This window comes from Mesorhizobium australicum, assembly GCF_900177325.1.
Taxonomy (GTDB): domain Bacteria; phylum Pseudomonadota; class Alphaproteobacteria; order Rhizobiales; family Rhizobiaceae; genus Mesorhizobium_A; species Mesorhizobium_A australicum_A.
Genome location: NZ_FXBL01000004.1, coordinates 782188 through 808491, shown reverse-complemented (window position 1 = coordinate 808491; position 26304 = coordinate 782188). Strand labels below are relative to the sequence as shown.

Here is a 26304-nt window from a genome sequence, read left to right as displayed (position 1 = left end):
CTAGCGCGCCGCCTCCTCGACCTGCGTCCGCGCGAAGCCGAGCCGCTCCATCACCGGCGCGTCGGAAAAGCGGAACAGGTCGAACTGCGTCTCGGCCTGAAGCGACCACGCGACCCAGGACGGGACTACGAAAAGATCGCCCTTGTCGAGCTTGGTCTCGGTCCGGTTGAGCAGCACGGATCCCTTGCCCTCGAAGACCTGGAACACCGACGATCCGACCTCGCGGCGCGGCGGGGTGGAGGCTCCCGCCCGCAGGCGATGAAACTCCGCGCGGATCGTCGGCATCACGTCCCCGCCGGTGGTCGGGTTGACGTAGCGCACCGCCGCATGGCCTTGCTCGACCGTCGCCGGCTGGCCTTCGTCCTCGAGCAGGAGCTGTTCCGTCAGGGCCCGGTCGGTGAACTCCCACCGATAGGCGCCGAGCGGCGAACTCACCGTGTCCTTCAGCTCCGACAGCGGCCTCAGCCCCGGATGCGCCCACAACCGCTCGCCACGCGAGAAACGCGGCGTGGCGTAGTCGGTGACACGGTCGGAGCCGAACTCGAAGAAGCCAACGTCGTTCTGATAGGAGAACGGGATGTCGAGCCCGTCGATCCACGCCATCGGCTTGTCGGTGTCATTGTGATGGCCGTGGAAATGCCAGCCCGGCGTCAGCAGCAGATCGCCGCGGCTCATCCGCACCGGATCGCCGTTCACCACCGTCCACACGCCTTCGCCTTCGACCACGAAGCGGAAAGCGTTCTGCGCGTGGCGATGTTCGGGCGCGGTCTCGCGCGGGCCGAGATACTGGATCGCCGCCCACAGCGTCGGGCTGATGTAGGCCTTTCCGCCCAGCCCCGGATTGGCGAGGCCGATCGCCCTCCGCTCGCCGCCCCGCCCGACCGGCACAAGATCGCCGGAACGCTCCGCCAACGGGAACAGCTTCGACCACTTCCAGATATGCGGGACGGCCTTGGGATTGGGCACCACCGGCATCAGGTCGTCGATCTGCGTCCAGAGCGGCTTCAGGTGCTCGGCCTCGAAGTCGGCATAGAGCTGGCGCAGTTCCGGAGTGTCCTCCGGCCTCATCACATTGCTATGGCCCGCGTCGTTCATCTTCTCCTCCTTCGCGTTCTTTGTTGATGGCGCACCGGCTAGGGCAGCTTGTGCGGCGCGCGGCTCAGGCTGTTGTTGCCCTCGGCCATCTTCCGCAGCAGCGTAAGCAATTGTGCCTGCTCGCGACCGTTCAGGGGCCCGAGCATGCGCTTCTGCGCCTCGAGCGCGCTCGGCAGCACATCCGCCAGGGTGCGTCGTCCCGCTTCGGTGATGGCGACGATCTTGGCGCGTTTGTCCTTCTTCGACGGCACGCGCGTCACGAGACCCCGCTCTTCCAGCTTCGTCAGCACGACGATGATCGTCGTGCGATCCAGCGCCGTGACGCCGCCCAGCCGCGCCTGGTCCATCGCACCGAACCCGTCCAGTGCCGACAGCACGCTGAATTGCAGAGGTGTGAGGTCGAACGCGCGGCATTCGTCGAGGAAGACCGCCACGCCGATCTGGTGGCAGCGCCGCAGCAGGTGGCCGGGCATGGCGAGGAAGCTATCCTCGCTGGCCGCGACATCGTCGTTGTTGGGTTCACCCGCCTGCTTCGCCATCACGCCTCGTCCATCCTCACTCCGCGTCGGGCTGGTTCTCGGGCGCGGCCTGCGCGAATTGCGGCAACGCCGCGCATGCGTCGAAGATGCGGCCGATCGTCGGATAGGGCGTCATGTCGACCTTGAAGCGCCGGTTGTTCAGCACCTGTGCGTAGAGGCACACATCAGCCAGCCCGGGCGTGTCGCCATGGCAGAAGCGTCGGGTCCTCGGATCGCCGGCCAGCATCTTCTCCAGCGGAACGAAGGTCTCGTCGACCCAATGCCTGAACCAGACCGCGCTTGCCTCGTCGTCGGCTCCGAAGGCCGACTTCAGATAGCCGAGCACCCGCAGGTTGTTGACCGGATGGATCTCGCAGGCGATCGCATAGGCGAGCGACCTGACCCGCGCCCGGTCGACGGCCGTCGCGGGCAGCAGGGGCGGCTCGGGAACCGTCTCGTCGAGATATTCGATAATCGCGAGCGACTGGGTCAGCACCGTTCCGTCTTCCAGCACCAGCGCCGGCACCAGCCCCTGCGGGTTGAGGGCGAGATAGTCCGCGCTGCGATGCTCGCCTTTCCTCAAATGGTGGGCGACATAGTCGTATGTCAGCCCCTTGAGGTTGAGCGCGGCGCGCAGCCGCGTCGACGTCGAGGACCGGAAGTAGTTGTGCAGGACGAGACCGGTCATTTTGCCGGCTCACCGATCGTCGTCGTCAGCTTGCCGAGCCCGTCGATCTCGATCACGCAGACGTCGCCCGGCACCAAGGCACCGACGCCGGCCGGCGTCCCGGTATAGACGAGATCGCCCGGAAGCAGCCGCACCGCGCGGGACAGGATCGAGACGATCTCCGGCACCGACCAGATAAGATCCGCCACGTCCGCGTCCTGTCGCACCGTTCCGTTGACCGACAGCCGGATCGCGCCCTTCTCGAGATGTCCGATTTCGCCAGCCTTGCGGATCGGTCCGCAGACGGCCGAGTTGTCGAAAGACTTGCCCCAGTCCCACGGCCTGCCCTTGTCGCGCGCCTCGAACTGCAGGTCGCGGCGGGTCAGGTCGTTGCCGATCGCATAGCCCCAGATCAGATCCCAGGCATCTTCCTCCGACACTTCGAAGCCGGAGCGTCCGATCGCGAGAACCAGCTCGGCCTCGTGATGCAGGTTTTTGGTCAGCGGCGGATAGGGCACGACGGCGCCGTCATCGACGACCGCATCGGCCGGCTTGGTGAAGAAGAACGGCGCCTCGCGGGTGGGGTCCTTGCCCATCTCGCGCGCATGCGCCTCGTAGTTGCGGCCGACGCAGAAGATGCGCCGGACCGGGAAGCGCGCTTCCTCGCCATGGACTGCGACGCTCGGCGTCGGTTGGGGCTCTAAGACGAAACTCACCTGATGTTCCTCCTGTTCAATGCGTCTGGCCGGCCGCCGATGGCCCGGCCGGCGGCAGGATCGAGCCGCCGTACAGCCATTCCAGGCGGTCGTAATATTCATCCGGCGTCCAGGAGCGCAGCACGTGGTTGCGCGCCAGGGCGGTCGCGCCCGCCGGATGGTAGATGTACTGGCCGATCGCCCGCGAGCCAAGCTGGACGCGCGCCGTGTGCGGCACGCGCAGCGCCTGATAGGCGGCGAAGGCCTTCTCGATGTCGCCGGGATGGGCGGCCGCCAGTTCGGACAGCGTCACGCCGTCCTCCATCGCCATGCAGGCGCCCTGCGCGAAATACTGCAGCATCGGGTGCGCCGCATCGCCCAGCAGCGCCACGCGGCCGTCGACCCAGCGGTCGACCGGATCGCGGTCGCACAGCACCCACAGCTTCCAGTTCGAACCATGCTCGATGATCTTCTGCGCACGCGGATGGATGTGCTCGAAGCCGCGCTTCACCTCCTCCACCGAGACTGGCTTTCCGGCCACCGCCTCCTTCACGTCGTTGTGGTAGGTGACGACCAGGTTGAACACCTTCCAGCCCTTCAGCGGATAGTGGACGATGTGGCACTTCGGCCCCGCCCACAGCGTCGCGGCATTCCAGCGCAGATCCTCGGGCATCTGCTCGACCGGAATCACCGAGCGGTAGGTCGTGTGGCCGGAGACGATCGGCTCGCCGTCGGCGAGCATCTGGGCGCGGACCGGGGAGCGCAGGCCATCTGCGCCGATCAGCGCCGAGCCGCGGATGGGCTCATGGCCGATGCAGGACACCGTCACCGACGAGCCGTCCTGCTCGTAGCGTTCGACCCTGTGGCTGGTCCTGATCTCGACCAGTCCGCTCGTCCGCGCCGCGGCGAGCAGAGCCGCGTGCAGGTCCGCCCGGTGGACGACGGCATAGGGATTACGGAAGCGCCTGCGGAAGTCGTCGCCGAGCGGGATGTGCACGATCTCCTCGCCCGTGAGGCCGTCCATCAGACGCAGGCGATCGACGAACACCGCTTCCGAGCGCGCCTGGTCGCCGATGCCCAGTCTATCGAAGCAGTGGAAAGCGTTGGGCGCGATCTGGATTCCGGCGCCGATCTCGCCGAGTTCGGCTGCCTGTTCGAGCACCAGCGTGCGGATTCCCTTGCGGGCGAGCCCAAGCGCGACGGCTATCCCGCCGATGCCTCCACCCGCGACAATGATCGGCAGCATTCGATCCTCCCATGCCAATTAGTCAGTATTATGCGCATATCTATGATTAAATCAAGGGCCTGTCGCGGCCTTGCCCGTCCGAGTGCGCATACTGGTTCATCTCTCGCCGAAACACGCGCGGACGCTCTCGTTCCGCCGCCGATCCGGGCTAAGGTAGACCGGCGAATCAGATATAAAGGGAGTTCTTCCATGCTTCGGCGCACGGCTCTTGCATCCATCCTCCTCCTGGCCGCCGCGTGGCCGGCTGCCGCCCAGGACACCTACGCCGCCGCGGATGCGGAGCTGAACAGGCTCTACCAGAAGATCGAATCCCGCCTGATCAACGACCACGCGACGAAGCAGCAGCTGATCAAGGCCCAGCGCGCCTGGGTTGCCTTCCGCGACGCCGAATGCGCCTTCTCGGCCTCCGGCGTGGAAGGCGGCAGCGTTTATCGCGAAGTGCTTGAGGCTTGCCTCAGCGACCTGACCAAGGTCCGCATCGGCAATTTCAACGGCTATCTGAGCTGCCAGGAAGGCGACATGGCCTGCCCGGTCCCCGCGAACTGAGTTCGCGAAGCGCGATTCCACGGTGCCTGCGCATCCTCAGACGCGCGGACACCGCTCAATGGTCGTCCCGGGTGAGCGCTGCGTAGAGCTCTTCGGGACGTCTCGCCGCGCGCGCCCTGTCCAGCACGCCCGGCGCCCTGAACTGCCTTGCGATCCGCGACAGGAGGTTCAGGCAGGTCGCTACCTTCTCGGGCGGGGTCAGCACGAGGCAGACGATGTCGACCGGCATCTCGTCGATGGCGTCGAAGTCGATCGGCTCGGCGAGCCGTGCCACCATCCCAAAGGGCTGCGTCACGCCGGCGACGGGCGCATGCGGTATGGCAACGCCCTCGCCGATACCCGTCGAGCCGACCCTTTCGCGCGACGCCAGCGCGGCGAATATGTCGTCGCTTGCGACGTTGAGGTGTTGCCCTGCCTTTTCCGCCAGCGCCTTGAGCAGGTCCGTCTTCGAGCCGGCGTCCAGATCAAGCACGGCATGGGCCGGCCTGATGCATTGCGAGATCATCATGGGTCGCTCTCTCTCGGCTTGCCTGGGCGTCAGCCGGCCGGTCCCACCGGCTGCTCGGGGTCGGCTTCCCGCAGCCTGTAGCCGACGCCGGTCTCGGTCGTGATGTAGTACGGATCGTCCGGGCTGCGCTCGATCTTCTGCCGAAGCTGGCGCACATAGACGCGCAGGTACTGCACGTCGGCGGAGCCCCCCCACACCTGGTGCAGGAGATGCTGGTGGGTGATCACCTTGCCCGCATGCTGCACGAGGATGCGCAGGATGTCGTATTCCTTCGGCGACAGTTTCACGTCCTTGCCCGCCACCTTGACGATGCGCTTGACCAGGTCGACCGAGAGCTCGCCGGTGTGGAACACCGGCCGCTCTCCCTGCTGCTGGAGCCGGTGGCGCAGCGCGACGCGGATGCGCGCCGCCAGTTCCTTCATGCCGAACGGCTTGGTGACGTAGTCGTCCGCGCCCTGCTCCAGCGCCCGCACGATGCCGTTCTCGTCGGTTCGACTGGACAGGATGACGACCGGCAGCTCGATCCCCTCGCCGCGCCATCTCGCCAGGAGGTCGTGACCCGACATGTCCGGCAGGCCGAGATCGAGCAGGATCAGATCCGGCCGCTCGTGTGCGACGCTCTCGATCGCCGTTCGCGCGTTCGATGCCTCGACGACCGCATAGCCTTCGCTTGTCAGGCCGACGCGCAGGAGCTTGCGGATCGGCGGTTCGTCGTCGACGACCAGGATCGTCACGGCCGAAATGCTCATTTGGTCTCCTCCGGGCCGGCCGTCGCCGGCAGCGGCAGCCTGATGGTGAACACCGCGCCCGACCTGTCGCGCCTGTTGGCGGCCGAGATCGTGCCGCCCATCGCCTCGACGAAGCCGCGGCAGATGGGCAGGCCGAGCCCGGTGCCGGCGCGCACGTGGTCCGTCTTGCGCACACGGTAGAAGGTATCGAAGACACGCTCCAGGTCCTGTGGCGGGATACCCGGCCCTTCATCGAGCACGTCGAGGACGACCGATCCGTCGTCCGTCCGCGCCCGGATGAGCACCGTGGACCCGGAAGGCGCGTATTTCGCTGCATTGTCCAGCAGGTTGAACAGCACTTGCTCGAACAGAACCGGGTCGATCCGCAGCATCGGCAGATCGCGCGGGATGTCGATTTCCGTCCTGTGCCCGGCCATGATCTTCTCCGCCCGGCGCAGCGCGCTGCCGACGATGTCGCCGACATAATGGAGCGATGTATTCGGCTCCGTCGCCCCGCTCTCCAGGCGCGTCATGTCCAGCAGGTTGGCGATGAAGCGGTTCAGCCGCTCGGACTCGTCCACGATCGTCGCCAGCAGATCTGCGCGGTCGGTTTCCGAGATCGCCGAATAGTCCCTCATCGTGCCGGCCGCTCCCATGATCGCCGCCAGCGGCGTCTTCAGGTCATGCGAGATCGATGTGAGCAGCGCCGAGCGCAGCTTGTCGGCTTCCGCGGCGAGCCTCGCCTTGTCGACGTCGGCGACGAGCTGGATGCGCTCGATCGCCACTGCCGCCTGGTCGGCCAGCGCATCGAACAGGCGCTGCTGCTCGGGCGTCAGCAGCGGCCCCTGCCGGTCGTTGTCGAGGCCGATCACGCCGACGGCGGTGCGCCCTGTCCTGAGCGGAAGATAGAGACGCCTGGCGCCCGGCAGCGTGTCCGCCCCGCGCCCGGCCGGGCGGTTGTGCTCCCACGCCCAGCGGGCGGCCGCGATGTCCGCGTCGACCAGCGTGTCGTCGGGCGGATAGCCCGCCTTGACCGCGATCGTGTCGCCCTCGGGAAGCAGGATGACGACGCGAACCTTCAGCATGGCCGCGATCTGATGCGCCGTGGCCCACAGCACGTCGTCCAGCGTGCCGGTGCCGGCGAGCTTCTTCGAAAAGAGGTAAAGGTCCTCCGTCGTCCGTGCCCGCAGCCGCGCCGCCGCTGCCTGCCGGTGCACGCGCGCGGTCAGGTTGCTGGCGATCACCGCCGCACCCAGGAAGAAGCCGAAGGCGATGACGCTTTCGGGGTCGCTGATCGTGAACGTGTAGCGCGGGTCGAGGAAGAGGAAATTGAAGGCGAGCGCGCCCACGACAGAGGCGAACAGCGCTGGCCACAGGCCCGCCGTCGCCGCCGAGGTCAACACCGCCATCAGGAAGACGAGCGCGATGTTGCGCACGTCCAGCGTTCTGGAGAGCAGCATGCCGAAGGCCGCCGCGATCCCGACATAGGCCAGGCTGAAGACATAGGGCCGCAAGCTCGGCGGCCGCCGAGCGTCGACCGGCGCCACCCCGCGCGCCGGCAGCGCCTCGCGCTCCTTGCCCGAGATGACGTGCACGCTGATGTCGCCCGCATGGCGGATGAGGTCATGCGACACCGAACCTTCGAAGACCTCGCGCCAGCGCGGCTTGTCGGACCTGCCGATGATCACATGGCTGTAATTGTTGGCCGCCGCGTAGCGCAGGATCTCGCCGGCGATGTCCTGGCCGGGCAGCGTGATCGCGTCGCCGCCAAGCTGTTCGGCCAGCCTCAGATTTGCCGCGACGCGGTCCTTGTCGGCCTCCGACAGGGCGGCCGCGTGCGGCGATTCGATGTAGAGTGCCGCCCAGGGCGCGCGCAGCCGGTCGGCCTGCCGCCGGGCATAGCGCACGAGTGCGGCGCCACGCGCGCTCTCGTCCACACAGACGAGCACCCGCTCCCCGGCCGCCCACGGACCGTGGATGGCGTGAGCCTGCATGTGGGACAGCAGCTGCTCGTCGACCCGCTGTGCGGTACGCCGCAGCGCGAGTTCGCGCAGCGCGGTGAGGTTGCCCGGCGAGAAATAGTTCTCGATCGCCCGCTTGGCGGTCTTGGGCAGGTAGACCTTGCCCTCGTGCAGCCGCTTGATCAGGTCGTCCGGCGTGAGGTCGATGATCTCGACGTCGTCGGCTCTGTCGATCACCGAATCCGGCACCGTTTCGCGCACCTTGATCCGGGTGATCTGCGCGATGACGTCGTTCAGGCTCTCGACATGCTGCACGTTGAGGGTTGTGTAGACGTCGATGCCCCGGTCGAGCAGTTCCAGCACGTCGAGATAGCGCTTCGGATGGCGGCTGCCCGGCGCATTGGTGTGCGCCAGCTCGTCGACGAGCACGAGTTGCGGCCGCCGCTCCAGGATCGCGTCGAGGTCCATCTCCTCGAGCCGCTGCCCCTTGTAGGAGATCCCGGCGCGCGGGATCACCTCGAACCCTTCGACCAGGGCCAGCGTCTCCTTGCGCCCGTGCGTCTCCACGACCCCGATCACCACGTCCACGCCGTCGGACTTGCGCGCCCGGCCGGACATCAGCATCTCGTAGGTCTTGCCGACGCCGGGCGCTGCGCCGAAGAAGATCTTCAGGCGGCCGCGCATCTCCTGCTCCGCCTTCTCCAGAAGCGCGTCCGGGGAAGGCCGTTTGTCGTCGTCTCGCAGGTCGTCGCGGCTCATGTCCTGCTTTCTATCCGCTCTCGGGCGATTGCGGAATTGCGGCTATTGCTTCCCTGACATGCCATCGAGGGCCAGGTTGAGCTCCAGCACGTTGACGATGCGGTCGGGCGTGACGAAACCGCCCGGCGCAAAGGCACGGTCGCGGATCATGGCCTCGATCTGCGCCGCCGGGACGCCGCGCGCCTGCGCGACGCGCGGCACCTGATAGAGCGCGCCCCGTTCGGTGATGTGCGGGTCGAGCCCGGCGCCCGACGCAGCTGCGAGCTCGGCCGGCAGCGGATTGGCGGGCGTCGCGCCATAGGCGGCCACCGTCTCGGCCGCGCGCGCGGCAAGGTCGGGGCCGGTCGGCGACTTGTTCGAGCCGCCGGCGCCGGCCGCGTTGTACGAAACCGCCGACGGGCGCGGCCAGAAATAGCCCGGCTGCGTAAATGCCTGGGCGATCTGGCTGCTGCCGATCACCGTGCCGTCCGGCTTGGCGACGAGCGAGCCTTCGGCGGTGGCCGGGGTGAGCGCCTGCGCCACGCCCCAGACCGCGGCCGTGTAGACGCCGGCGCAGATCGCCATGGTCGCCACGCCGATGCGGATGCTTGCGAGGAGGGAGTCCATAATCGCTGTCTCCTGTCAGTTCATGGAGATGACGTGTTCGGCGATGGGGCCGAGCGTCGCCGCGGGAAAGAAGGTCAGCGCGCCGACGATCACCACGGTGGCCGTCAGCATGCCGGCGAAGGTGCCGTCCTCCACCGAGAGCGTGCCGCTCGATTCGGTCGCGCGCCGCTTGGCGGAGAGCGACCCGACGATCGCCAGGGGCAGGATGATCGGGATGAACCGGGCAAGCAGCATGACGGCGCCGGTGGCGATGTTCCATGCCGGCGTGGCGTCGCCGAGACCCTCGAAACCGGAGCCGTTGTTCGCCGTCGCCGACGAGAACTCGTAAAGGATCTCGCTGAAGCCGTGCGGCCCGATATTGTTCAGCGTCGCCGCACCCCATGGCGTCGCGGCGAAGATCGCCGTGCCGACGAGGATGAAGAAGCCGTGCGCCAGAAGGCCCAGCATGGCAAACTTCACCTCGCGCGCCTCGACCCGCCAGCCGAGATATTCCGGCGTGCGCCCGATCATCATGCCGGCGATGAAGACGCCGACGATGATGTAGAGAAACATGTTCACCATGCCGACGCCGACGCCGCCGAAGTCCTCGTTCAGCCACATGCCGATCATCGGCATCAGGCCCGTGAGCGGATTCAGGCTGTCGTGCATCGCGTTGACCGAGCCGTTGCTGGTGGAGGTCGTCAGCACCGCCCAGAGCGGGCCAGCGGAGGCTCCGAAGCGCAGTTCCTTGCCTTCGAGGTTTCCAACGTCCTGCGTGATCGGCAGCGAGGCGAAGGCCTGGGTGGGCGCCGTCTCGAAGGCCACCGCACCGACGATGCGCGCGCCCATCAGCAGAAGCATCACGGCGAACAGGACGCCGGCATGCCTCATGCGGCCGATGATGCGGCCGAACATCCAGACGCAGGCCATCGGGATGAGGATGATCGCGACGGTCTCGATCACGTTCGACCAGAAGGTCGGGTTCTCGAGCGGATGTGTGCTGTTCGGGCCGAAGAAGCCGCCGCCATTGGTTCCAAGCTGCTTGATCGACACGAAGGCCGCCACCGGACCGCGGGCGATCGTCTGCTGCACGCCCTCGAGCGTAGTCGCGACGACCGAGCCGTTGAAGGTCATCGGCACGCCGGTGGCGACCAGCAGCAGGGCGACCACGAAGGCGACCGGAAGCAGGACGAGGAACGTCGCCCGCTGCACGTCCACGAAGAAGTTGCCGAGCTTGCGGCCGGCCAGCCCGCGGGCAAGCGCCGCGAGCACGGCGATGCCGACGGCTGCCGACACGAACTGCAGCCACATCAGCGCCGCGAGCTGGGCGAGATAACTCAGCGAGACCTCGCCGGAATAGTGCTGCAGGTTGGTGTTGGTCGTGAACGATGCCGCCGTGTTGAAGATCAGGCTGGGGTCGAGCGCTTCCTTGGCGTCCGGATTCAGCGGCAGGTACTGCTGCAGCGCAAGGATCGAGAAGGTGACGACGAACATCACCACATTGAACGTCAGCAGGGACAGGGCGTAGCGCTTCCAGTCCTGGCCGTCCCGCGTGAGCGCGCCGCCGATCGACTGGAAGAGCGAGGTGAAACGCCTGGCCTCACCCGCGGACTCCGAGGGATCCATCGCCCAGCGCATGTAGCGCCCGAGTGGCCAGGAGATCAGCGCGGTGACGCCGAGGATGAGAACGACGAAAAGTATGGCTTGCAGCATTGGAATGACTCCGCATCAGGCGCGATCGAGCGCCGAGGCCATTGCGAACAGCAGGGCGAAGATGATCAGGCCGAGAACGAGGTAGAGAATGGTCATGGAAGCGCTCCCCGGTCAGGCGAGGTTGAGGGCTGTGACGACGATGTCGATGAGCTTGATGCCGGCGAACGGCACGATAAGTCCGCCGAGGCCGTAGATCAGCAGGTTGCGCCGCAGCAGCGGGCCCGCGCCGATCGCCTTGTAGGCAACGCCCCTCAGGGCGAGCGGGATCAGCGCGATGATGATCAGCGCGTTGAAGATGATCGCCGACAGGATGGCGCTCTGCGGTGTAGCGAGCCCCATGATGTTGAGCGCGCCGAGCTGCGGGTAGAGCGTCATGAACATCGCCGGGATGATGGCGAAGTATTTCGCGACGTCGTTGGCGATCGAGAACGTCGTCAGCGAGCCGCGCGTCATGAGCAGCTGCTTGCCGATCTCGACGATCTCGATCAGCTTTGTCGGGTCGCTGTCGAGGTCCACCATGTTGCCGGCTTCGCGGGCCGCGACCGTGCCGGTGTTCATCGCCACGCCCACATCGGCCTGCGCCAGCGCCGGCGCGTCGTTGGTGCCGTCGCCGCACATCGCGACGAGCTTGCCCTTGGCCTGCTCCTCCCTGATCAGCGTCAGCTTGTTCTCGGGCGTCGCCTGGGCGAGGAAGTCGTCGACGCCGGCCTCGGCAGCGATCGCAGCTGCGGTCATCGGATTGTCGCCGGTGATCATGATGGTGCGGATGCCCATGCGGCGCAGCTCGGCGAAACGCTCGCGGATGCCGCCCTTGACGATGTCCTTGAGATGGACGACGCCGAGCAGCCGGCTGTCGCGCACGACGGCGAGCGGCGTGCCGCCCGCCTTGGCGATCTCGTCGGCGATGGCCTGGATATCGCGAACGGCCCCGCCCTCCGGGCGCCCGGCCACGGTCTCCCCGATATACTTCAGCACGGCGTCGACGGCGCCCTTGCGGATGGTCGAGCCTTCGAAGTCGATGCCGCTCATGCGGCTCTGCGCCGTGAACGGCACGAAGGTCGCATGCAGGCTCTGCATGTCGCGGGCGCGGATGCCGTATTTGTCCTTGGCGAGAACGACGATCGAGCGTCCCTCGGGCGTCTCGTCCGCCAGCGACGCCAGCTGCGCCGCATCCGCCAGTTCCTGCTCGGTCACGCCCTTCACCGGCTTGAATTCGGTCGCCTGGCGGTTGCCGAGGGTGATCGTGCCGGTCTTGTCGAGCAGCAGCGTGTCGACGTCGCCCGCCGCCTCGACGGCGCGGCCGGACATGGCGAGCACGTTGAAGCGCACCAGCCGGTCCATCCCGGCGATGCCGATGGCCGACAGCAGCGCACCGATCGTGGTCGGTATCAGCGTCACGAACAGGGCAACCAGCACGACGATCGGAATGGCGCCGCCGGCGTAGGAGGCAAAGGCGGGAATGGTCGCCACCGCCATCACGAAGATCAGCGTCATCGCGGCGAGCAGGATGTTGAGGGCGATCTCGTTCGGCGTCTTCTGGCGCTCGGCGCCCTCCACCAGCGCGATCATCCGGTCGATGAAGGTCGAGCCGGCGGCCGCCGTGATCCTGACCTTGATCCAGTCGGAGAGGACCTGCGTGCCGCCTGTTACGGCCGAGCGGTCGCCGCCGGATTCGCGGATGACGGGCGCGGATTCGCCGGTGATCGCCGCCTCGTTCACCGAGGCGATACCCTCGACCACCTCACCGTCGGACGGGATGATGTCGCCCGCCTCGACCAGCACCAGGTCGCCGACCTTGAGGCTGGTGCCGGGCACCGTCGTGAACTCCTGCCGGCCGCCATTGGTGAGCAGCTTGGCCTGGGTCTCGGTGCGCGATCGCTTGAGCGAATCCGCCTGGGCCTTGCCCCGGCCTTCCGCCACGGCTTCTGCGAAATTGGCGAACAGGACCGTGAACCACAGCCAGAGGATGATCTGGAACGAGAAGCCGAGGCCTTCGGCCCCGGCCGCCAGATCCTTGAGGAAAAGCACGGTCGTCAGCAGCGAGACCACGGCCACGACGAACATGACCGGGTTCCTGGCAAGCGTTCGGGGATCGAGCTTGCGAAATGCCCCGCCGATCGCGGGAATGAGGATGCCGGCATCCATGACGCTGGCGGACTTCGACTGGCTCATGGGAGACTCCAGTTGTGAATTCTTGGAAACGCGCCCGCGGTCAAGCCGGCGTGAACAGGCTCGCCACGGCCCGGACCAGCAGCGCCGAGATCAGCATCGCCAGCGTGATCCCGAAGATGATGTCCGATGCGCGAACACCCTTTTTGTCCTCGCGGACGGGAGGCCGGGGATTGATCTCGCCGGTCGAGCGGCGGAAGCGGCTGGCCATGCTCTGCACTGTCTCGGGAAAGACGCCGGGACCGCGGTCAGAACCGCTCCGGCCTGAGCAAGGCATAGGCGAGATATGCCGCGACAAATATCGTGACGGCTCCGCTCAGGACATATTCCAGTATCATCGGACACCTACCGGCTCATTTTGGCCCTTTGCGCGCGAGCCATCGTCGATAGCCGGCGGCATAAGGCCTTTTGTTACTCAGCTGCCGTCGCAAGGTGCCTGCCGAGAGACCTGCGTCCGCTCGGCGACCGGCTTCACCGGACCAACCTGGCCGCGAGGCGCTGAAGCTGGCGAGGATATGCCCCCGAACCCCATAAACGTTCGAGAGCGCCCGCAGGTCAAAGAAATAGGATTCTCATATGAATCCCGCATCTCGGGGGGCGTCGCAACAGCCGGGTCGTTCGCACATACCGCACTGATCGCCCTCGCCGCCTTCGGCGGTCCCGTCGTTCCTCTGCGCCGAACGAAGCAAAAACGAGCCTTCCGGTGGATCGATTTTCGCCTGCTCTCCCGTAACCCCTTGTCCAGCTTGGAGATTCTCACAGCCGAAACTTTTTCCATCCCCACCCCTGCCAGCATGCCCAAAACTACATCCGGTCAAACGGGAGCCGGAGATGGGCTGGAGGGCGAAGGCAGGGAGGGAACAGGCGGAGATGGCGAGGATCGTCATGCGCCTGTTCTCGATCGCCGACATGGCCGAACAGGCTGCTAGCCGCTCGTTCTGGGTCCGCTGGTGCGTGCTGTGGGCCGCCTGGCAGGCGAATACGCTGCTGAGCGCCTATGTCGAAGGCACGCTCCGGAGCTTCGCCCGCAGACCCTGGACGCCCGTCCCGATGCAGGCCGGCTTCGGCAGCCATCCCTTCGATGCGGAGGATGTTGCCGATTCGCTCAGGGCATTCGGGCTCTACATGCGGGCGGTGGCGGCGCATCTGTGCCGCCTGTCGTTCCTGCATCGGGGACTGGCGTCTGACGAGGCCGGCAATGAGGGCGGCGCGACCCGTGGCCTGGGCGCGCTCATCGAAAGGCTCGCCATATCCGCCGCCGTTCCAGTCGAGCTACACGACACGTCCTGAAAAGCACCTGTCGTGCCCCTGATCGCAGCGTCATCGCAGATAAGATCGGCCTTCCCTCACATGGGGAGGACAATCGCGCTTGTTCAACTTTTACGGGCAGCGATCAGTTCTCGTGCAAATAATGTCTCCGCCTCGAACCTCGGTCGTGTTGACCGGCCACTTGCCTCAAGTATCTCAGGCCTCAGCGAAACCCAGGGTGCGGATTTCCACCAATACATGATTCAGAATCGAATCACCGCAATCGCGAAAGAGAACGCTCTGGACACGGTTCGATTTGATCTATGCTTATCTTACGTTAGGGAACGTACTAGCATCTCTGCCAATCTCCTTCGAAACTTGAAACAACTCTTAAACTAAACCGAAACAGGATAGTTTTCATACAACTGCTTTGTGAAACATGTCACAGTCGGACGACTATTTATTTTTTCTTACGTGAGAAAAAACACAGTTTTCGCCCATTTCTTACCATAAATTTCCCTTGCGTAACCCAATGGCCGGAGTAATCTCCGCGCCGGAATAAGTCGAACCCCTTTTTGGAGGAACATCATGTCTAGCTTGCTGAAAGCAGCCAGGCTCACATCAATCACACTTGGCATCACGCTGGCGCTTGTGGAGATGGGCAGTGCCCAGCTCGCCAACGGAGCCAAAACCGTAGCAGCCGGGCCATCGGGATCTGCCTCGGCCTCGGGACCCGTCGGCCCCGGTCTCAGCCGTCTGCCGACCACCACGCCGAGCGTCGTTCCCTATGCCAGCACGGGCGGCACGCCAACCGTCGGCGAGCAGGCCGGTGCGACCGGAGACAACGGCGTCGGCAGCAACGCCTACGGCCTGAACAGCAGCTACAAGTGGCCCTACACCATCGCCCGCGTGGCTGTGACCGGCGTTCCTATGAACACGACCAACGGCGCACTCGTTCCCGTCGGGAGCCGCCCCTATCGCTATTCCGGCAAGCTCTGGATGCGCTTCGGCTCGAGCTGGTACGTCTGCACCGCGTCTCTCGTGAAGAAGGGCGTGCTGATCACCGCCGCGCACTGCGTGCACAATTACGGCCAGGGCACGGCCGGCTTCGCGAACGAAGTGCGCTGGTATCCGGCGAACTACAATTCCGCGGGCGGCCCGTGGGGCTACTATAGCGGCGTGACCTGGCGTATTCCGACCGTCTACTTCAACGGCACCGACACCTGCCAGTCCGGCGCCACCGGCGTGGTCTGCAACAACGATCTGGCGACCGTCACGCTTGCGCCGAAGAACAGTGTCTATGCAGGCACTGGCATGGGCGGCTGGTACGGCTACGGCTGGAACGGTTACAGCTATCTCTCTACGCCGATCTTCGGCAATGCAACGGTCGCCCAGATCACTCAGATCGGCTATCCGGTCGCGATCGACAACGGCTACCAGATGCTGCGCGGCGACTCCTACGGCAAGTACATCACTTTGACCGGCTCGAATGGCAAGCTGCTGAAGAACACCCAGCTCGGCTCCGCCATGACAGGCGGTTCCTCGGGTGGCCCGTGGCTCGTCAACTTCGGTACGGCTCCGGTCGTGACCGGCAGCGCCTCGCTCGGCAATGCGGCCAACCGGAATATCGTCGTCGGCGTGACGAGCTGGGGCTACACCTCGGTCGGCATCAACGTCCAGGGCGCGTCCTGGTTCGGCCAGAACGCCGAATGGCCGAATGCATCCTACGGAGCCTATGGCGCCGGCAACATCGGCGGCATGATGCAGGCGACCTGCACGGCCAGCGCAGCTTACTGCTGATCTGACCGCATCTTCATTGCGCGACCCCCGGTTCGTCCGGGGGTCGTTTGTTTTTTCGGGAGTGAAAAGCGGCAGGCGGGCACAAACGCCGGTCGCAACGAGAGATTGGCTTTCTCTTCCGATTATGGTTCATCTCGCGTCTGCCAGGGACGCCCGGTCCCGCTTTCTCGGACTGAACCATGACCGACAGAATTCTCATCGCCGGCAGCGGCCAGGCCGGCTTCCAGACCGCTGCGAGCCTGCGCCAGGACGGGTTCGAGAGCGAAATCCTCATCATCGGCGAGGAGCCGGGCCTGCCCTACCAGCGGCCGCCACTCTCCAAGGGATACATCAAGGACCCGAATCCGGACCGGCTGCTCTTCCGTAATGCCGACTTCTTCGAGAAGAACAGGATCGGCCTCGAGGACGGCCGTACTGTCACCGGAATCGATCGCGCCGATCGGACCGTCACGCTCTCGAACGGCCGCACCATCGCCTACGGCCATCTCGTCCTCGCCACCGGCACGCGCAACCGCCGCCTGCCGCTGCCGGGGATCGACCTCGACAATGTGGTCGGCCTGCGCACGCTGGCCGATGCCGAGAACCTGCGCGAGCGGCTCGCCGGGGCCTCACGCCTGGTCGTGGTCGGCGGCGGCTTCATCGGCCTCGAAGTCGCGGCGACTGCGCGGGCGGCCGGGCTGCATGTCACCGTTCTCGAAGCCACCGCGCGGCTGATGTCGCGCGTCGTCTCGCCGCCGGTCTCCGAATACTTCTACGCCGTCCACACGGCGAGCGGCGTCGACGTGCGGCTCAACTCGCTCGCCCGCGCCATCCTTGACGACGGGGCAGGCAAGGCGGGCGGTGTCGAAACCGCCGAGGGGGAGCGAATCCCGGCGGACCTCGTCCTCATCTCGGCCGGTGTCATTCCGAATGCTGAAATCGCGGAAGCCGCCGGCCTTTACGTGCATGACGGCGTGCGTGTCGACGATCTCCTCGCCACGGAGGACCCCGCCATCTCGGCGATCGGCGACTGCGCCTCCTTCCCCTTCGGCCAGGAGGGCCTGCAGATCCGCCTCGAATCCGTCCAGAACGCCATCGACCAGGCGAAATGTCTGTCGCGGCGGCTGGTCGGCCATCCCGAGCGCTACGACAAGCTGCCCTGGTTCTGGAGCGACCAGGGACCGCACAAGCTCCAGATCGCCGGACTGACGGCGGGCGCCGACCATCACGAGATTCGCGGCGGTGTCGACGACGGCAAGCTTTCCGTCCAGTGCTTCCGTCTCGGCGAGCTGATCGGCGTGGAAACGGTCAATGTGCCGGGCGACCACATGGCGGCGCGCCGGCTGCTCAGCCAGCCGACACCGCTGACCCTGGAAGCCGTGCAGGCGTCCGGTTTCGACCTCGCCGCGCTGATGAAAGCCGGCGCATCGCGCGGGTGAGCTTTCAGGAGGCTTCGTCGTCCTTCCGGCTGAGCTGGTGCCGGTCTGGATTGAAGTCGATGAAAAAGCCGTGAAACGACATCAGCGCCAGCGCGCCTACCACGCAGGCCCACAGGAACGCGCCGCTCCACAGTTCAAAGAGCGCCCAGCCTGCGGTGAAGCCGAAGGTCGCGATGCGAATCCACAGCGGCCGGAAGAACGGGTGGTCGGTGTCGAGCAGCCTCACCGCGGCGCCTTGAGGTAGGTCTCGATCCCGACGGCCAGATTGGCCGTGCCGGCCTTGCGCTCGCGCTCGATATAGGTCGAGAAGAAGCGCCAGAACGACCGCGCATAGTCGAGGAAGAACTCGTCCGCTACCGCGCGGTCACAGAGCTTGGTGTTCACGCAGGAGGCGAGCCGGCTCAGGAAGTAGACGACCCTGTCGAACCGGTCCTGGAATTCGGCAAGCGGCATGGTTCCGCCCTCATCGGTCATCGCCTTCGCGCCGATGCTCGCCATGATGATGTCCATCTGCTCCGGCGAGGTCTGCGACGTCACGAGGCCTGCCGCCTGCCGGTTCAGCTCGCCCAGCCGGCGTTTCACGGCGCTCTGCGCCTCCTGGTATTCCGGCTTTTCCCACAGCTCGACCAACGCCAGCGTGCGCTCGACCCGCTTGTCCTGGCGCGATTGCAGGAACTGCGCCGCCGAGAAGACGGCGCCGACGCATAAGAGCACCCGGAGCGTAAAGCCGCTCCAGGCAAACAGGAACAGCCGCCAGTCTGTCGCCTTGAAGGGATTCGGCTCGTCCTTGGGCTCCTGCGTGTTCGGCATCGGTATGCCGGTGCCGGTATCCGGCAGCTTCGCCGGCTTCTTCATCGGCAAGCGCCCAGGTCGATGCGTGCCGACGGATCGAGGTCGATCTCGTCGGATTGCAGCTTGTCCTTCAGGCACTCGACCTGACCCCGCGACAGGAGAAACTTGGTGTCCGGCTCCTCGAAGGCGGCCTTCGGCTCAGGCAGCGCCAGCACGACACTGCGGCTCTTCTCGCAGCGGCTGAGGTCGACCGCCACCATGTCGCCGCTGATCGCCGCCGGATCGGCGTATTTCTGCAGGAAGCAGTCCGCGAGATCCTCGTTCATGACGATCGAGTTGGCGCAGATCACACAGTCCGCCCGAGCCGCCGGAACGAAGGCGGCCGTCGCGGCTACGGCCGCCAGTGCGAGATGCCTGATGCCTGTCATGTCATGCCTCGTCTCGGGCCTTGCCCGATCATGATTCCATAGACGCGGTTTGCTTCAAGAGGAAGCCGGCTAGTTTGCAGCCGGGCTGGTCTCCATCGGGAAGACAAGCACCGCGCCCTTGGAGCCGCGCTTGTCCTGGAAACGCTTGACGTCGCGCGTCGCCGGTGCCTTGGCGATATCGTCCAGCAGACCCGCGAAGCCTTCGGGCGCAGCGGCCGAGCGCGTCGCCTGCCGCACGCCCTTCTGCGCCAGGTAGCCAAGGTCGAGCGTGGACGACTGCTGCTCCGCCTCGGTCAGCACCGCGATCAGTCGCTCGTTGCCGAAACTTCCCTCCGACACGGTGAACAGGCCGGTGTCCGGCAGCTCGTCCCGCTCGTGCAGGCGGATCGGCGCTTCCGCCGAGCTGATCGTGTAGTCGCTGCCGACATAGAGCACGTTGAGGTCGACCGGCTTGCGGGACTCGTTCTTCGCCGAGACAAAGATCGAATCGCCCGGATGCAGCACCGGCACGTTCCCCGCCTCGATCGGCGTCAGCTCCTCCTCGTCCGCTCGCTGGATCGAGAAGGTGACGCTGACATCGCCGCGGCGGAAGTCGGACGCGCCCGCAAGGCGCGACAGGTTCATCGCCCGCGAGATCACGACGAGATCATCGGAAAGCTTCGCGCCGAGCTTTTCCGCATCCGACGTGAACATCGACGGCGGGCGGCGGCCCTGCTCCAGGCTGATCTCTCCCGAGGGCGGCAACAGCCAGAGTGCGGCCTCCTTCGACGCTTCGGCGGCAGCGCCCGGCACGTCGCTCTCGCGCATCACCGCGAGCCGTATGTCGGCCGGCGCGCCGGGCTCGACCACGCTCAGCTTCAGCGGCGTCTTGCCGTCCGCCGCGATCGCCTCCAAAGCCGCGTTGGCGCGCGCGACATCCTCGGACAGTCCGTCCGCATCCGGCGCCTTAGCGACCGCGAGTTCGAAGTTGATCGCCATCTCGGCGATCCGCGCATAGGCCCCGTCCGGGATTTCCTCCATCCGCAGCGCGGAGCGACCGGCAAAGGCCGCCGGCAGCGCCTGGCTGGTCAGGTTGGTCGCCGAGCGCACCTCCAGGTAGCCGATCGCGTCGTCGATCGGATCGAGCGGTGATTTCAGCAGGGCGAGCTTGGTGCCGGGCTCGACCCTGTGCAGCATGCCGGCCGGCAGCGCCACGACGCCGTCCTTAATCGCCACCTTCCATTGAAGCACGGCGTCGCCCGGCTCCATGCCGAACACCGGCGCGTCGAGATCGCCCTCGAACAGCGGCGTCGGCTTGGTTCGGTTGAGCCCGGAATAGGCCTGCAGGATGCTCTGGCTGAGCTGGCGGTAGGTGACCTGCGGATTCTCGGCCAGCTTCGACATCAGCGTATAGGTAAACAGGCCGAAGATCTTGCCCGAAGGATCAGTCACCGGCTGCGGAAACTCCGGTGTTGTCTCCACGGTCTGCGCGGCGAAGAAGGCGACCATGCCGCCGCGCTCCGCTCCGCCTGCCCCTTCTTCTTCATCAGAAAGCCCAAGCGCATTCTCGCGCTCCGCGTCGCCTCCCGCTCCACGCGTGGCCTCCCCGCGCGCCTCGGCCATCATCTGAGGCGTGAAGCCGAGCGATTCCGGCGAGATCTTGCGCTCCTTCTCTTCAACGCCGAGTCCAGCCGCGCGCGTCGCCGTGCCCGAATGGCAGGCGTCGAACACGACCCAGACGAAGGCGCCTTTGTCGCGGATCGCGTCCAGCGCCGCGCCGATCTCGTCGTCGAGGATCGCGTTCGGTACCTGCTTCGTGGAGGGATCGATCTTGGCGACGTCCGACGCGAGAAAGATCTCGTCCTTGCCGTCGATCTCCGTCGAAGGTTCGATCGCCGGCTGCTGCGAGCCATGGCCGGAGAACTGGATGTAGACGAAGTCGCCGGCCTCGGCCTTCGCCGCGAGATTTGCGAGGCCCTTCAGGATCGCCGCCCGTGTCGGCGCTTCCGCGCCCTCGGTGTTGCTGGCAAGCACGGTCACGTCGACCGCCGCGAAGGGCGCTGTCGGATTGCTGACGAGATAGTCGCGCACCAGGCCGGCGTCGTTCTTCGGTCCTTCCAGCCAGTCGCCCTTCGGCAGGTTCGGATATTCCGAAACGCCGACGAGCAGCGCCCTGTTGGTCCGCGCCCCGGCCTCCAGCGTTCCACCGCACAGTGTGGCGAACGCCATGGCCGCAAGCAGGCTGCCCGCGCGTTTCAAAACCATTCGTCTCTCCCAAGCCCAAGCGGCGCACCGGCCGTAAGGGAAGGTTCATGGCAGATTGAGGCCGATTTTTGAACCGGTACAGGTCGCCGCCAAAGAGAGAAACGCCTTGACCCGTCGCCCCCCGCGTGGGCAAACGTCTCCCACCATGACCATAGCGAGGCAGGACGCATGAGCCGAACCATCATCGCGCCGTCGGTTCTCTCGGCGGACTTCTCGAAGCTTGGCGACGAGGTCGAGACGATCGTGCGCGCCGGCGCGGACTGGATCCATCTCGACGTCATGGACGGCCATTTCGTGCCGAACATCACCTTCGGTCCGCCGGTCATCAAGGCTATCCGCAACCGCACGGACAAGGTGTTCGACTGCCACCTGATGATCACGCCCGCCGATCCCTATCTCGCCGCATTCGCGGATGCCGGCTGCGACGTCATCACGGTCCATGCCGAGGCCGGGCCGCATCTCGACCGATCGCTGCAGGCGATCCGCAATCTCGGCAAGAAGGCCGGCGTGTCGCTCAATCCCTCGACGCCTGAGAGCGTCATCGAATACGTGCTCGACCGACTCGACCTGGTGCTCCTGATGACCGTCAATCCCGGCTTCGGCGGCCAGGCCTTTATCCCCTCCGTGGTCGAGAAGGTGAAGCGCGTGAAGGCGATGATCGGCGACCGGCCGATCGACATCGAGATCGACGGTGGCGTCACGCCCGAGACTGCCCCTCTCGTCGCTGCTGCCGGCGCCAACGTGCTGGTCGCCGGCTCCGCCGTCTTCAAAGGCGGCTCCGAAGCCTCCTACCGCGCCAACATCGAAGCGATCCGCACGGCGTCGGACGGCGCGATGAAGCGCGCGGCCTAGAAAATCGCCGTAAAGCGGATCAAGATCGAACTGTTCGATCGGCCTTGGAGAAACCTGATTTGAGCGACACCTGGCCGCGGGCGGTCCTGTTCGACCTCGACGGAACGCTGATCGATTCGGCGCCCGACCTGCATGCGTCGATCAATATCCTGCTGATGCGTCGCGGGCTCGGGCCGCTGTCGCTGCCTGACGTGGTGTCGATGATCGGCAACGGGGTGAAGAAGCTGGTCGAGCGCGCCTTCATCGCGGTCGGCCATCCGCTGGACGCCGACGAGCTCGATCTCGAATACGAAGCTATGATCGGCATATATGCCGATCACCTGACCGTGCTCACCGTGCTGACGCCCGGCGCGCGGGAAATCGTCGAGGAGCTCCATGCGCAGGGCGTGTTGATGGGCGTCGTCACCAACAAGCCGCAGATGCCCACCGAGGCGATCCTCGATCATTTCGGGCTTTCTCCCTATCTCGACGCCGTGATCGGCGGCGATTCGGGCGTGGAGAAGAAGCCGGCGCCCGACATGATCTTCGCCGCGCTCGACCGGCTGGGCCTCAGGCCGGAGGACGCTGTCCTGGTCGGAGACAGCGTCGCGGATGTCGGCTCTGCCCGCGCGGCGGGCATTCCGGTGATCGCGCTGCGCGGCGGCTACACCTCCGTGCCTGTCGACGAGATCGGCGCCGACATCGTCATCGACGGCCTTGCCGACCTCCTCGCGACGCTCGCGGGCATGCGTCCGGCCTGAACCGCTTGGCTTCCTCAGGCAAAGCCCCCATATTCGTGCCATCGCGCTTCACAAACCGCGCGCGGAATGGTTGAAGGCAATATGGCGACCAGGACGGACCTTACGCGAAACCAGACCCTCGTGCTCGATCGGCTCGAAAAGTCCGAAGGGCCGCTCAGCGCCTATGCCCTGCTCGACCAGCTTCGCGACGATGGCTTTCGTGCGCCGCTGCAGGTCTACCGCGCGCTCGACACGCTGATGAAGAGCGGGCTGGTGCATCGGCTGGAGAGCATAAATTCCTTCGTCGCCTGCCACGGCCACCATCACCACGACCACGGCATCACCGGCTTCGCCATCTGCGAAACCTGCGGCCAAGTGACGGAATTCACCGATCCGGTCCTGTCCGAACGCCTGGAAGCCTGGGCGCAGGCTACGGGCTTCAAGGCGAGCAAGGCCGCCATCGAATTGCGCGGCACCTGCGGGAAGTGCGCCTCCGCCTGAGCGGACCCGCGGCTCAGATCGAACGCGATCGGGACGCCTTCAATGCGCCTCGTCCCAGTTGTGCGCGGCGCGCGCGTCGACGCTGAGCGGCACGGACATCGACACCGCCGGCATCGCCGCGTTCTCCATCACCTCGCGGATCACCGGGATCGCCAGCTCGACATCCTCCTCGCGCGCCTCGAAAATCAGTTCGTCGTGCACCTGCAGGAGCATGCGCACCGCATCCAGTTCGGCGGCGACGAGTGCCGCGTCCATGCGGATCATGGCGCGGCGGATGATGTCGGCGGCCGTGCCCTGCAGCCGCGCATTGGTCGAGGCGCGCTCGTTGAACGCACGCACCGACGGGTTCGGCGACCTGATCTCCGGATAGTGGATGCGCCGGCCGAAGATGGTCTCGACATAGCCTTCGCGGCGCGCGAACTCCTTGGTTTCCTCGATATAGTCGCGGATGCCGGGGAAACGCTCGAAGTAGCGCTTGATGTAGTCCGACGCCTCCTCGCGTGGAATAGACAGCTGGTTGGCCAGCCCGAAGGCTGAAATGCCGTAGATGATGCCGAAATTGATCGCCTTGGCCCGCCGGCGGATTTCCGACGGCATGCCGGCGACCGGCACATTGAACATCTCCGAGGCCGTGATCGCGTGAATGTCGGCACCCTCGGAAAAGGCCTTCTTCAACTGCGGAATGTCGGCGACATGCGCCAGAACGCGCAGCTCGATCTGGCTGTAGTCGGCCGAGATCAGCCTGTGGCCGGGTTCGGCGACGAAGGCGGTGCGGATCTTCCGGCCTTCGGCGGTGCGAACCGGGATGTTTTGCAGGTTGGGGTCGGACGAGGACAATCGTCCCGTCGTCGTCGAGGCAAGCGCGTAGGAGGTGTGCACGCGGCCGGTCTCCGGGTTCACGAAACCCGGCAGCGCATCCGTATAGGTCGATTTCAGCTTGGTGAGCTGGCGCCAGTCGACGATCTTGCGCGGCAGTTCGTGGCCTTCCGCCGCAAGGTCCTCGAGAAGCTGCGCCGATGTCGACCACTGGCCGGTCTTGGTTTTCGAGCCGCCCGGCAGGCCCATCCGGCCGAAGAGGATGTCGCCCAGTTGCTTGGGCGAGCCGATGTTGATCCGTTCGCCGACCAGCGCATAGATCTCGTCCTCGATGCGGGCGGCGTTCTGCGCCAGTTCGCCCGAGAGGCGCGAAAGGATCTGCCGGTCGATCGAGATGCCGCGCTGCTCCATGTTCGACAGCACCGGCACCAGCGGCCGCTCCAGCCGCTCGTAGACCGAGACGAGGCCTTTCGCGACGAGCCGCGGCTTCAAGACCAGCCAGAGCCTCAGCGTCACGTCGGCGTCCTCGGCCGCGTAGCAGGTCGCCCGCTCGAGATCGACCATGTCGAAAGTCTGGAACGATTTGCCCGAACCGCTGACGTCCTTGAAGGCGATCGGCTTGTGGCCGAGCCACTTCTCCGACAGCGCGTCCATGCCGTGGCTGGTCGATGCGCCGCCGTCGACAACGTAGGACAGCAGCATCGTGTCGTCGTAGGGGCGCACGTCGATGCCGTGGCGGTTCATCACCACCAGGTCGTATTTCAGGTTCTGCGCAACCTTCAGGACCGACGGGTCCTCCAGCAACGGCTTTAACGCGGCGAGCGCATCGCGGATTGGAATCTGGTTCTCCACCAGCCCGCCGCCGAGCAGGTCGCCGACACCGTTCTTGTGGCCGACCGGCACGTAGGCCGCTCGGCCGGGTGCGGTGGCGATCGAGAAACCGCACAGCTCCGCCTGCATCGGATCGAGCGAAGTGGTCTCGGTGTCGAAGGCGACGACGCCTGCGTCCCGTGCCTCGTCCATCCAGCGGTAGAGTTCGGCGATGTCGCGGATGCAAGTGTACGACTTTACGTCGAATGGCATCGACGCCGCCGTCTCGGCGCGGGCGGCAGCGAGGGTTTGAGGCGTGTCCCCCTCCCCTCTGAGGGGAGTGGGTGGGGATGCACCGGCAGGAGTCGAGGCGGCTTCACCCCCACCCGCGCCTTCGGGGCGACCTCCCCGCAAGGCGGAGGTTGGAACGCTGTCGCCCGCCCCCACATCCGGCCCGTGCGCGGCGTCGCCAAGTTCCACCTTGACCACGGCTGCTTCCACCTCAGCCGCATCCGTGCCGCTCGCTTCCGCCACGCGCCGGGTCAGCGTGGTGAACTCCAGCGCCTTGAGGAAGGCGATCAGCTTCGGCCCGTTCGGCGGCTGGAGGACGAAATCCTCCAGCGGTTCGACGTTCGGCACGTCGTCCTTCAGCGTCACCAGGAGCCGCGAGATACGCGCCTTCTCGGCATTGGCGATGATCGCCTCGCGCCGCTTCTCCTGCTTGATCTCGCCGGCACGAGCCAGCAGCGTGTCGAGGTCGCCGAACTGTTCGAGCAGGAGGGCGGCCGTCTTCGGCCCGATGCCCGGCACGCCCGGCACGTTGTCGATGGAATCGCCCGTCAGCGCCTGCAGGTCGATCATCTTCTCCGGCGGCACGCCCCACTTCTCGATGACCTCGGGAATCTTGATTTCCTTGTCCTTCATCGGGTCGTACATCGACACCGCCGGGCCAACGAGCTGCATCAGGTCCTTGTCGGATGAGATGATCGTAGCGTCTGCGCCTGCCTCCCGCGCCAGCCGGCAGTAGGTCGCAATCAGGTCGTCCGCCTCGAAGCCCTCCATTTCGATGCAGGGCAGATCGAAGGCCTTGGTCGCCTGCCGGATCAGCCCGAACTGCGGGATCAGGTCTTCCGGCGGTGCGGAGCGGTTGGCCTTGTATTCGGGATAAAGCTCGTTGCGGAATGTCTTCGACGAATAGTCGAAGATCACCGCCAGATGGGTGGGCGTGACGCCGACGTCGGTGTTGCGCGCATCCTGCATCAGCTTCCAGAGCATGTTGCAGAAGCCTGAGACCGCACCCACAGGCAGCCCGTCGGACTTGCGGGTGAGCGGCGGCAAGGCATGGTAGGCGCGGAAGATGTAGCCCGAGCCATCGACGAGGAAGAGGTGATCGCCTTTTTTCATGGCCGAAGGGATAGCGCGCTGGCGACGTACGGTCTATCGGAAAGCCGCGCGGGCCAGCGGTAGCTGTCAGGACCTGACAGGA

Annotated in this window: 25 protein-coding genes; 7 read left to right on the top strand and 18 right to left on the bottom strand. The window is 66.0% G+C overall.

Translation table 11 applies throughout. The annotated features are described in order from the left end of the window. From B9Z03_RS06250 to B9Z03_RS06230, 5 genes are read right to left on the bottom strand one after another with little or no spacing between them, the layout of a single operon-like run. Complete coding sequence (locus B9Z03_RS06250) at positions 1–1095, bottom strand: cupin domain-containing protein (protein ID WP_085463403.1); 1095 nt, start codon at positions 1093–1095, stop codon at positions 1–3. A gap of 38 nt (positions 1096–1133) precedes the next feature. Continuing rightward, positions 1134–1634 (bottom strand): MarR family winged helix-turn-helix transcriptional regulator, encoded by a 501-nt coding sequence (locus B9Z03_RS06245; RefSeq protein WP_085463402.1) that lies wholly within the window; start codon positions 1632–1634, stop codon positions 1134–1136. Between the two features lie 16 nt (positions 1635–1650). Beyond that, entirely contained in the window at positions 1651–2301 is a 651-nt protein-coding gene (gene maiA / locus B9Z03_RS06240; RefSeq protein ID WP_085463401.1) for a maleylacetoacetate isomerase, read from the bottom strand. Beyond that, positions 2298–2996: a fumarylacetoacetate hydrolase family protein gene (locus B9Z03_RS06235; RefSeq protein WP_085463400.1), complete on the bottom strand. Its 699-nt coding sequence runs from the start codon at positions 2994–2996 to the stop codon at positions 2298–2300. The genes maiA and B9Z03_RS06235 overlap by 4 nt, the downstream gene beginning before the upstream one ends. A 16-nt stretch (positions 2997–3012) precedes the next feature. Further along, positions 3013–4221 carry a 3-hydroxybenzoate 6-monooxygenase gene (locus B9Z03_RS06230; RefSeq protein ID WP_085463399.1) on the bottom strand — a complete coding sequence of 403 codons (1209 nt, stop codon included), beginning with the start codon at positions 4219–4221 and terminating at the stop codon, positions 3013–3015. A 189-nt stretch (positions 4222–4410) separates the two neighbouring features. On the opposite strand from B9Z03_RS06230, the gene B9Z03_RS06225 reads away from it, so the two are divergent. Further along, positions 4411–4767: a lysozyme inhibitor LprI family protein gene (locus B9Z03_RS06225; protein WP_085463398.1), complete on the top strand. Its 357-nt coding sequence runs from the start codon at positions 4411–4413 to the stop codon at positions 4765–4767. 55 nt (positions 4768–4822) lie between these two features. Here B9Z03_RS06225 and B9Z03_RS06220 read toward each other — a convergent pair whose 3' ends face one another. The 8 genes from B9Z03_RS06220 to kdpF all read right to left on the bottom strand — a co-directional run bounded on the left by B9Z03_RS06220 (position 4823) and on the right by kdpF (position 13528). Beyond that, a complete protein-coding gene (locus tag B9Z03_RS06220; protein WP_085463397.1) occupies positions 4823–5275 on the bottom strand; it encodes a PTS sugar transporter subunit IIA in 453 nt (150 codons plus the stop codon). 29 nt (positions 5276–5304) lie between these two features. Beyond that, positions 5305–6024, bottom strand: coding sequence for a response regulator transcription factor (locus B9Z03_RS06215; protein ID WP_085463396.1), 720 nt, complete (start codon positions 6022–6024; stop codon positions 5305–5307). Next, complete coding sequence (locus B9Z03_RS06210) at positions 6021–8723, bottom strand: sensor histidine kinase (RefSeq protein WP_085463395.1); 2703 nt, start codon at positions 8721–8723, stop codon at positions 6021–6023. Before B9Z03_RS06210 ends, B9Z03_RS06215 begins: the two co-directional genes overlap by 4 nt. A gap of 42 nt (positions 8724–8765) precedes the next feature. Continuing rightward, positions 8766–9329 carry a potassium-transporting ATPase subunit C gene (locus B9Z03_RS06205; RefSeq protein ID WP_085463394.1) on the bottom strand — a complete coding sequence of 188 codons (564 nt, stop codon included), beginning with the start codon at positions 9327–9329 and terminating at the stop codon, positions 8766–8768. A 15-nt stretch (positions 9330–9344) separates the two neighbouring features. Beyond that, complete coding sequence (gene kdpA, locus B9Z03_RS06200; RefSeq protein WP_176247447.1) at positions 9345–11021, bottom strand: potassium-transporting ATPase subunit KdpA; 1677 nt, start codon at positions 11019–11021, stop codon at positions 9345–9347. A gap of 111 nt (positions 11022–11132) precedes the next feature. Further along, a complete protein-coding gene (kdpB, locus tag B9Z03_RS06195) occupies positions 11133–13193 on the bottom strand; it encodes a potassium-transporting ATPase subunit KdpB (protein WP_085463393.1) in 2061 nt (686 codons plus the stop codon). A gap of 40 nt (positions 13194–13233) precedes the next feature. Beyond that, the gene (locus tag B9Z03_RS29760) at positions 13234–13401 is read right to left on the bottom strand and encodes a hypothetical protein (protein WP_176247446.1); all 168 of its coding nucleotides are present in this window, start codon (positions 13399–13401) and stop codon (positions 13234–13236) included. 37 nt (positions 13402–13438) lie between these two features. Further along, the gene (kdpF, locus tag B9Z03_RS30615) at positions 13439–13528 is read right to left on the bottom strand and encodes a K(+)-transporting ATPase subunit F (protein WP_085463392.1); all 90 of its coding nucleotides are present in this window, start codon (positions 13526–13528) and stop codon (positions 13439–13441) included. A 493-nt stretch (positions 13529–14021) separates the two neighbouring features. On the opposite strand from kdpF, the gene B9Z03_RS06185 reads away from it, so the two are divergent. The 3 genes from B9Z03_RS06185 (at position 14022) to B9Z03_RS06175 (ending at position 17656) form a co-directional block, all read left to right on the top strand. Further along, entirely contained in the window at positions 14022–14480 is a 459-nt protein-coding gene (locus tag B9Z03_RS06185) for a hypothetical protein (protein WP_139832182.1), read from the top strand. A gap of 546 nt (positions 14481–15026) precedes the next feature. After that, positions 15027–16238 (top strand): trypsin-like serine peptidase, encoded by a 1212-nt coding sequence (locus B9Z03_RS06180; protein ID WP_139832181.1) that lies wholly within the window; start codon positions 15027–15029, stop codon positions 16236–16238. A gap of 179 nt (positions 16239–16417) precedes the next feature. After that, positions 16418–17656 carry an NAD(P)/FAD-dependent oxidoreductase gene (locus B9Z03_RS06175; RefSeq protein WP_085463389.1) on the top strand — a complete coding sequence of 413 codons (1239 nt, stop codon included), beginning with the start codon at positions 16418–16420 and terminating at the stop codon, positions 17654–17656. Positions 17657–17660: 4 nt separating this feature from the next. On the opposite strand, the gene B9Z03_RS06170 is transcribed toward B9Z03_RS06175, so the two are convergent. The 4 genes from B9Z03_RS06170 to B9Z03_RS06155 all read right to left on the bottom strand — a co-directional run bounded on the left by B9Z03_RS06170 (position 17661) and on the right by B9Z03_RS06155 (position 21120). Next, on the bottom strand, positions 17661–17882 hold the full coding sequence (locus tag B9Z03_RS06170) for a hypothetical protein (RefSeq protein WP_085463388.1): 222 nt from the start codon (positions 17880–17882) through the stop codon (positions 17661–17663). Then, positions 17879–18511, bottom strand: coding sequence for a DUF4760 domain-containing protein (locus tag B9Z03_RS06165; protein WP_085463387.1), 633 nt, complete (start codon positions 18509–18511; stop codon positions 17879–17881). Before B9Z03_RS06165 ends, B9Z03_RS06170 begins: the two co-directional genes overlap by 4 nt. Next, positions 18508–18876 (bottom strand): hypothetical protein, encoded by a 369-nt coding sequence (locus B9Z03_RS06160; RefSeq protein ID WP_085463386.1) that lies wholly within the window; start codon positions 18874–18876, stop codon positions 18508–18510. Before B9Z03_RS06160 ends, B9Z03_RS06165 begins: the two co-directional genes overlap by 4 nt. Positions 18877–18945: 69 nt before the next feature. Beyond that, a complete protein-coding gene (locus tag B9Z03_RS06155) occupies positions 18946–21120 on the bottom strand; it encodes a caspase family protein (RefSeq protein ID WP_085463385.1) in 2175 nt (724 codons plus the stop codon). A 168-nt stretch (positions 21121–21288) separates the two neighbouring features. Here B9Z03_RS06155 and rpe point away from each other — a divergent pair, with 168 nt between their 5' ends. The 3 genes from rpe (at position 21289) to B9Z03_RS06140 (ending at position 23192) form a co-directional block, all read left to right on the top strand. After that, entirely contained in the window at positions 21289–21972 is a 684-nt protein-coding gene (gene rpe / locus B9Z03_RS06150) for a ribulose-phosphate 3-epimerase (protein WP_085463384.1), read from the top strand. A gap of 59 nt (positions 21973–22031) precedes the next feature. Next, entirely contained in the window at positions 22032–22712 is a 681-nt protein-coding gene (gene gph / locus B9Z03_RS06145) for a phosphoglycolate phosphatase (RefSeq protein ID WP_244561672.1), read from the top strand. A gap of 81 nt (positions 22713–22793) precedes the next feature. Continuing rightward, the gene (locus tag B9Z03_RS06140; RefSeq protein WP_085463382.1) at positions 22794–23192 is read left to right on the top strand and encodes a Fur family transcriptional regulator; all 399 of its coding nucleotides are present in this window, start codon (positions 22794–22796) and stop codon (positions 23190–23192) included. A gap of 39 nt (positions 23193–23231) precedes the next feature. Here the strand turns inward: B9Z03_RS06140 and polA are convergent, their stop codons facing one another. Then, entirely contained in the window at positions 23232–26222 is a 2991-nt protein-coding gene (polA, locus tag B9Z03_RS06135; RefSeq protein WP_085463381.1) for a DNA polymerase I, read from the bottom strand. Positions 26223–26304 lie beyond the last annotated feature (82 nt).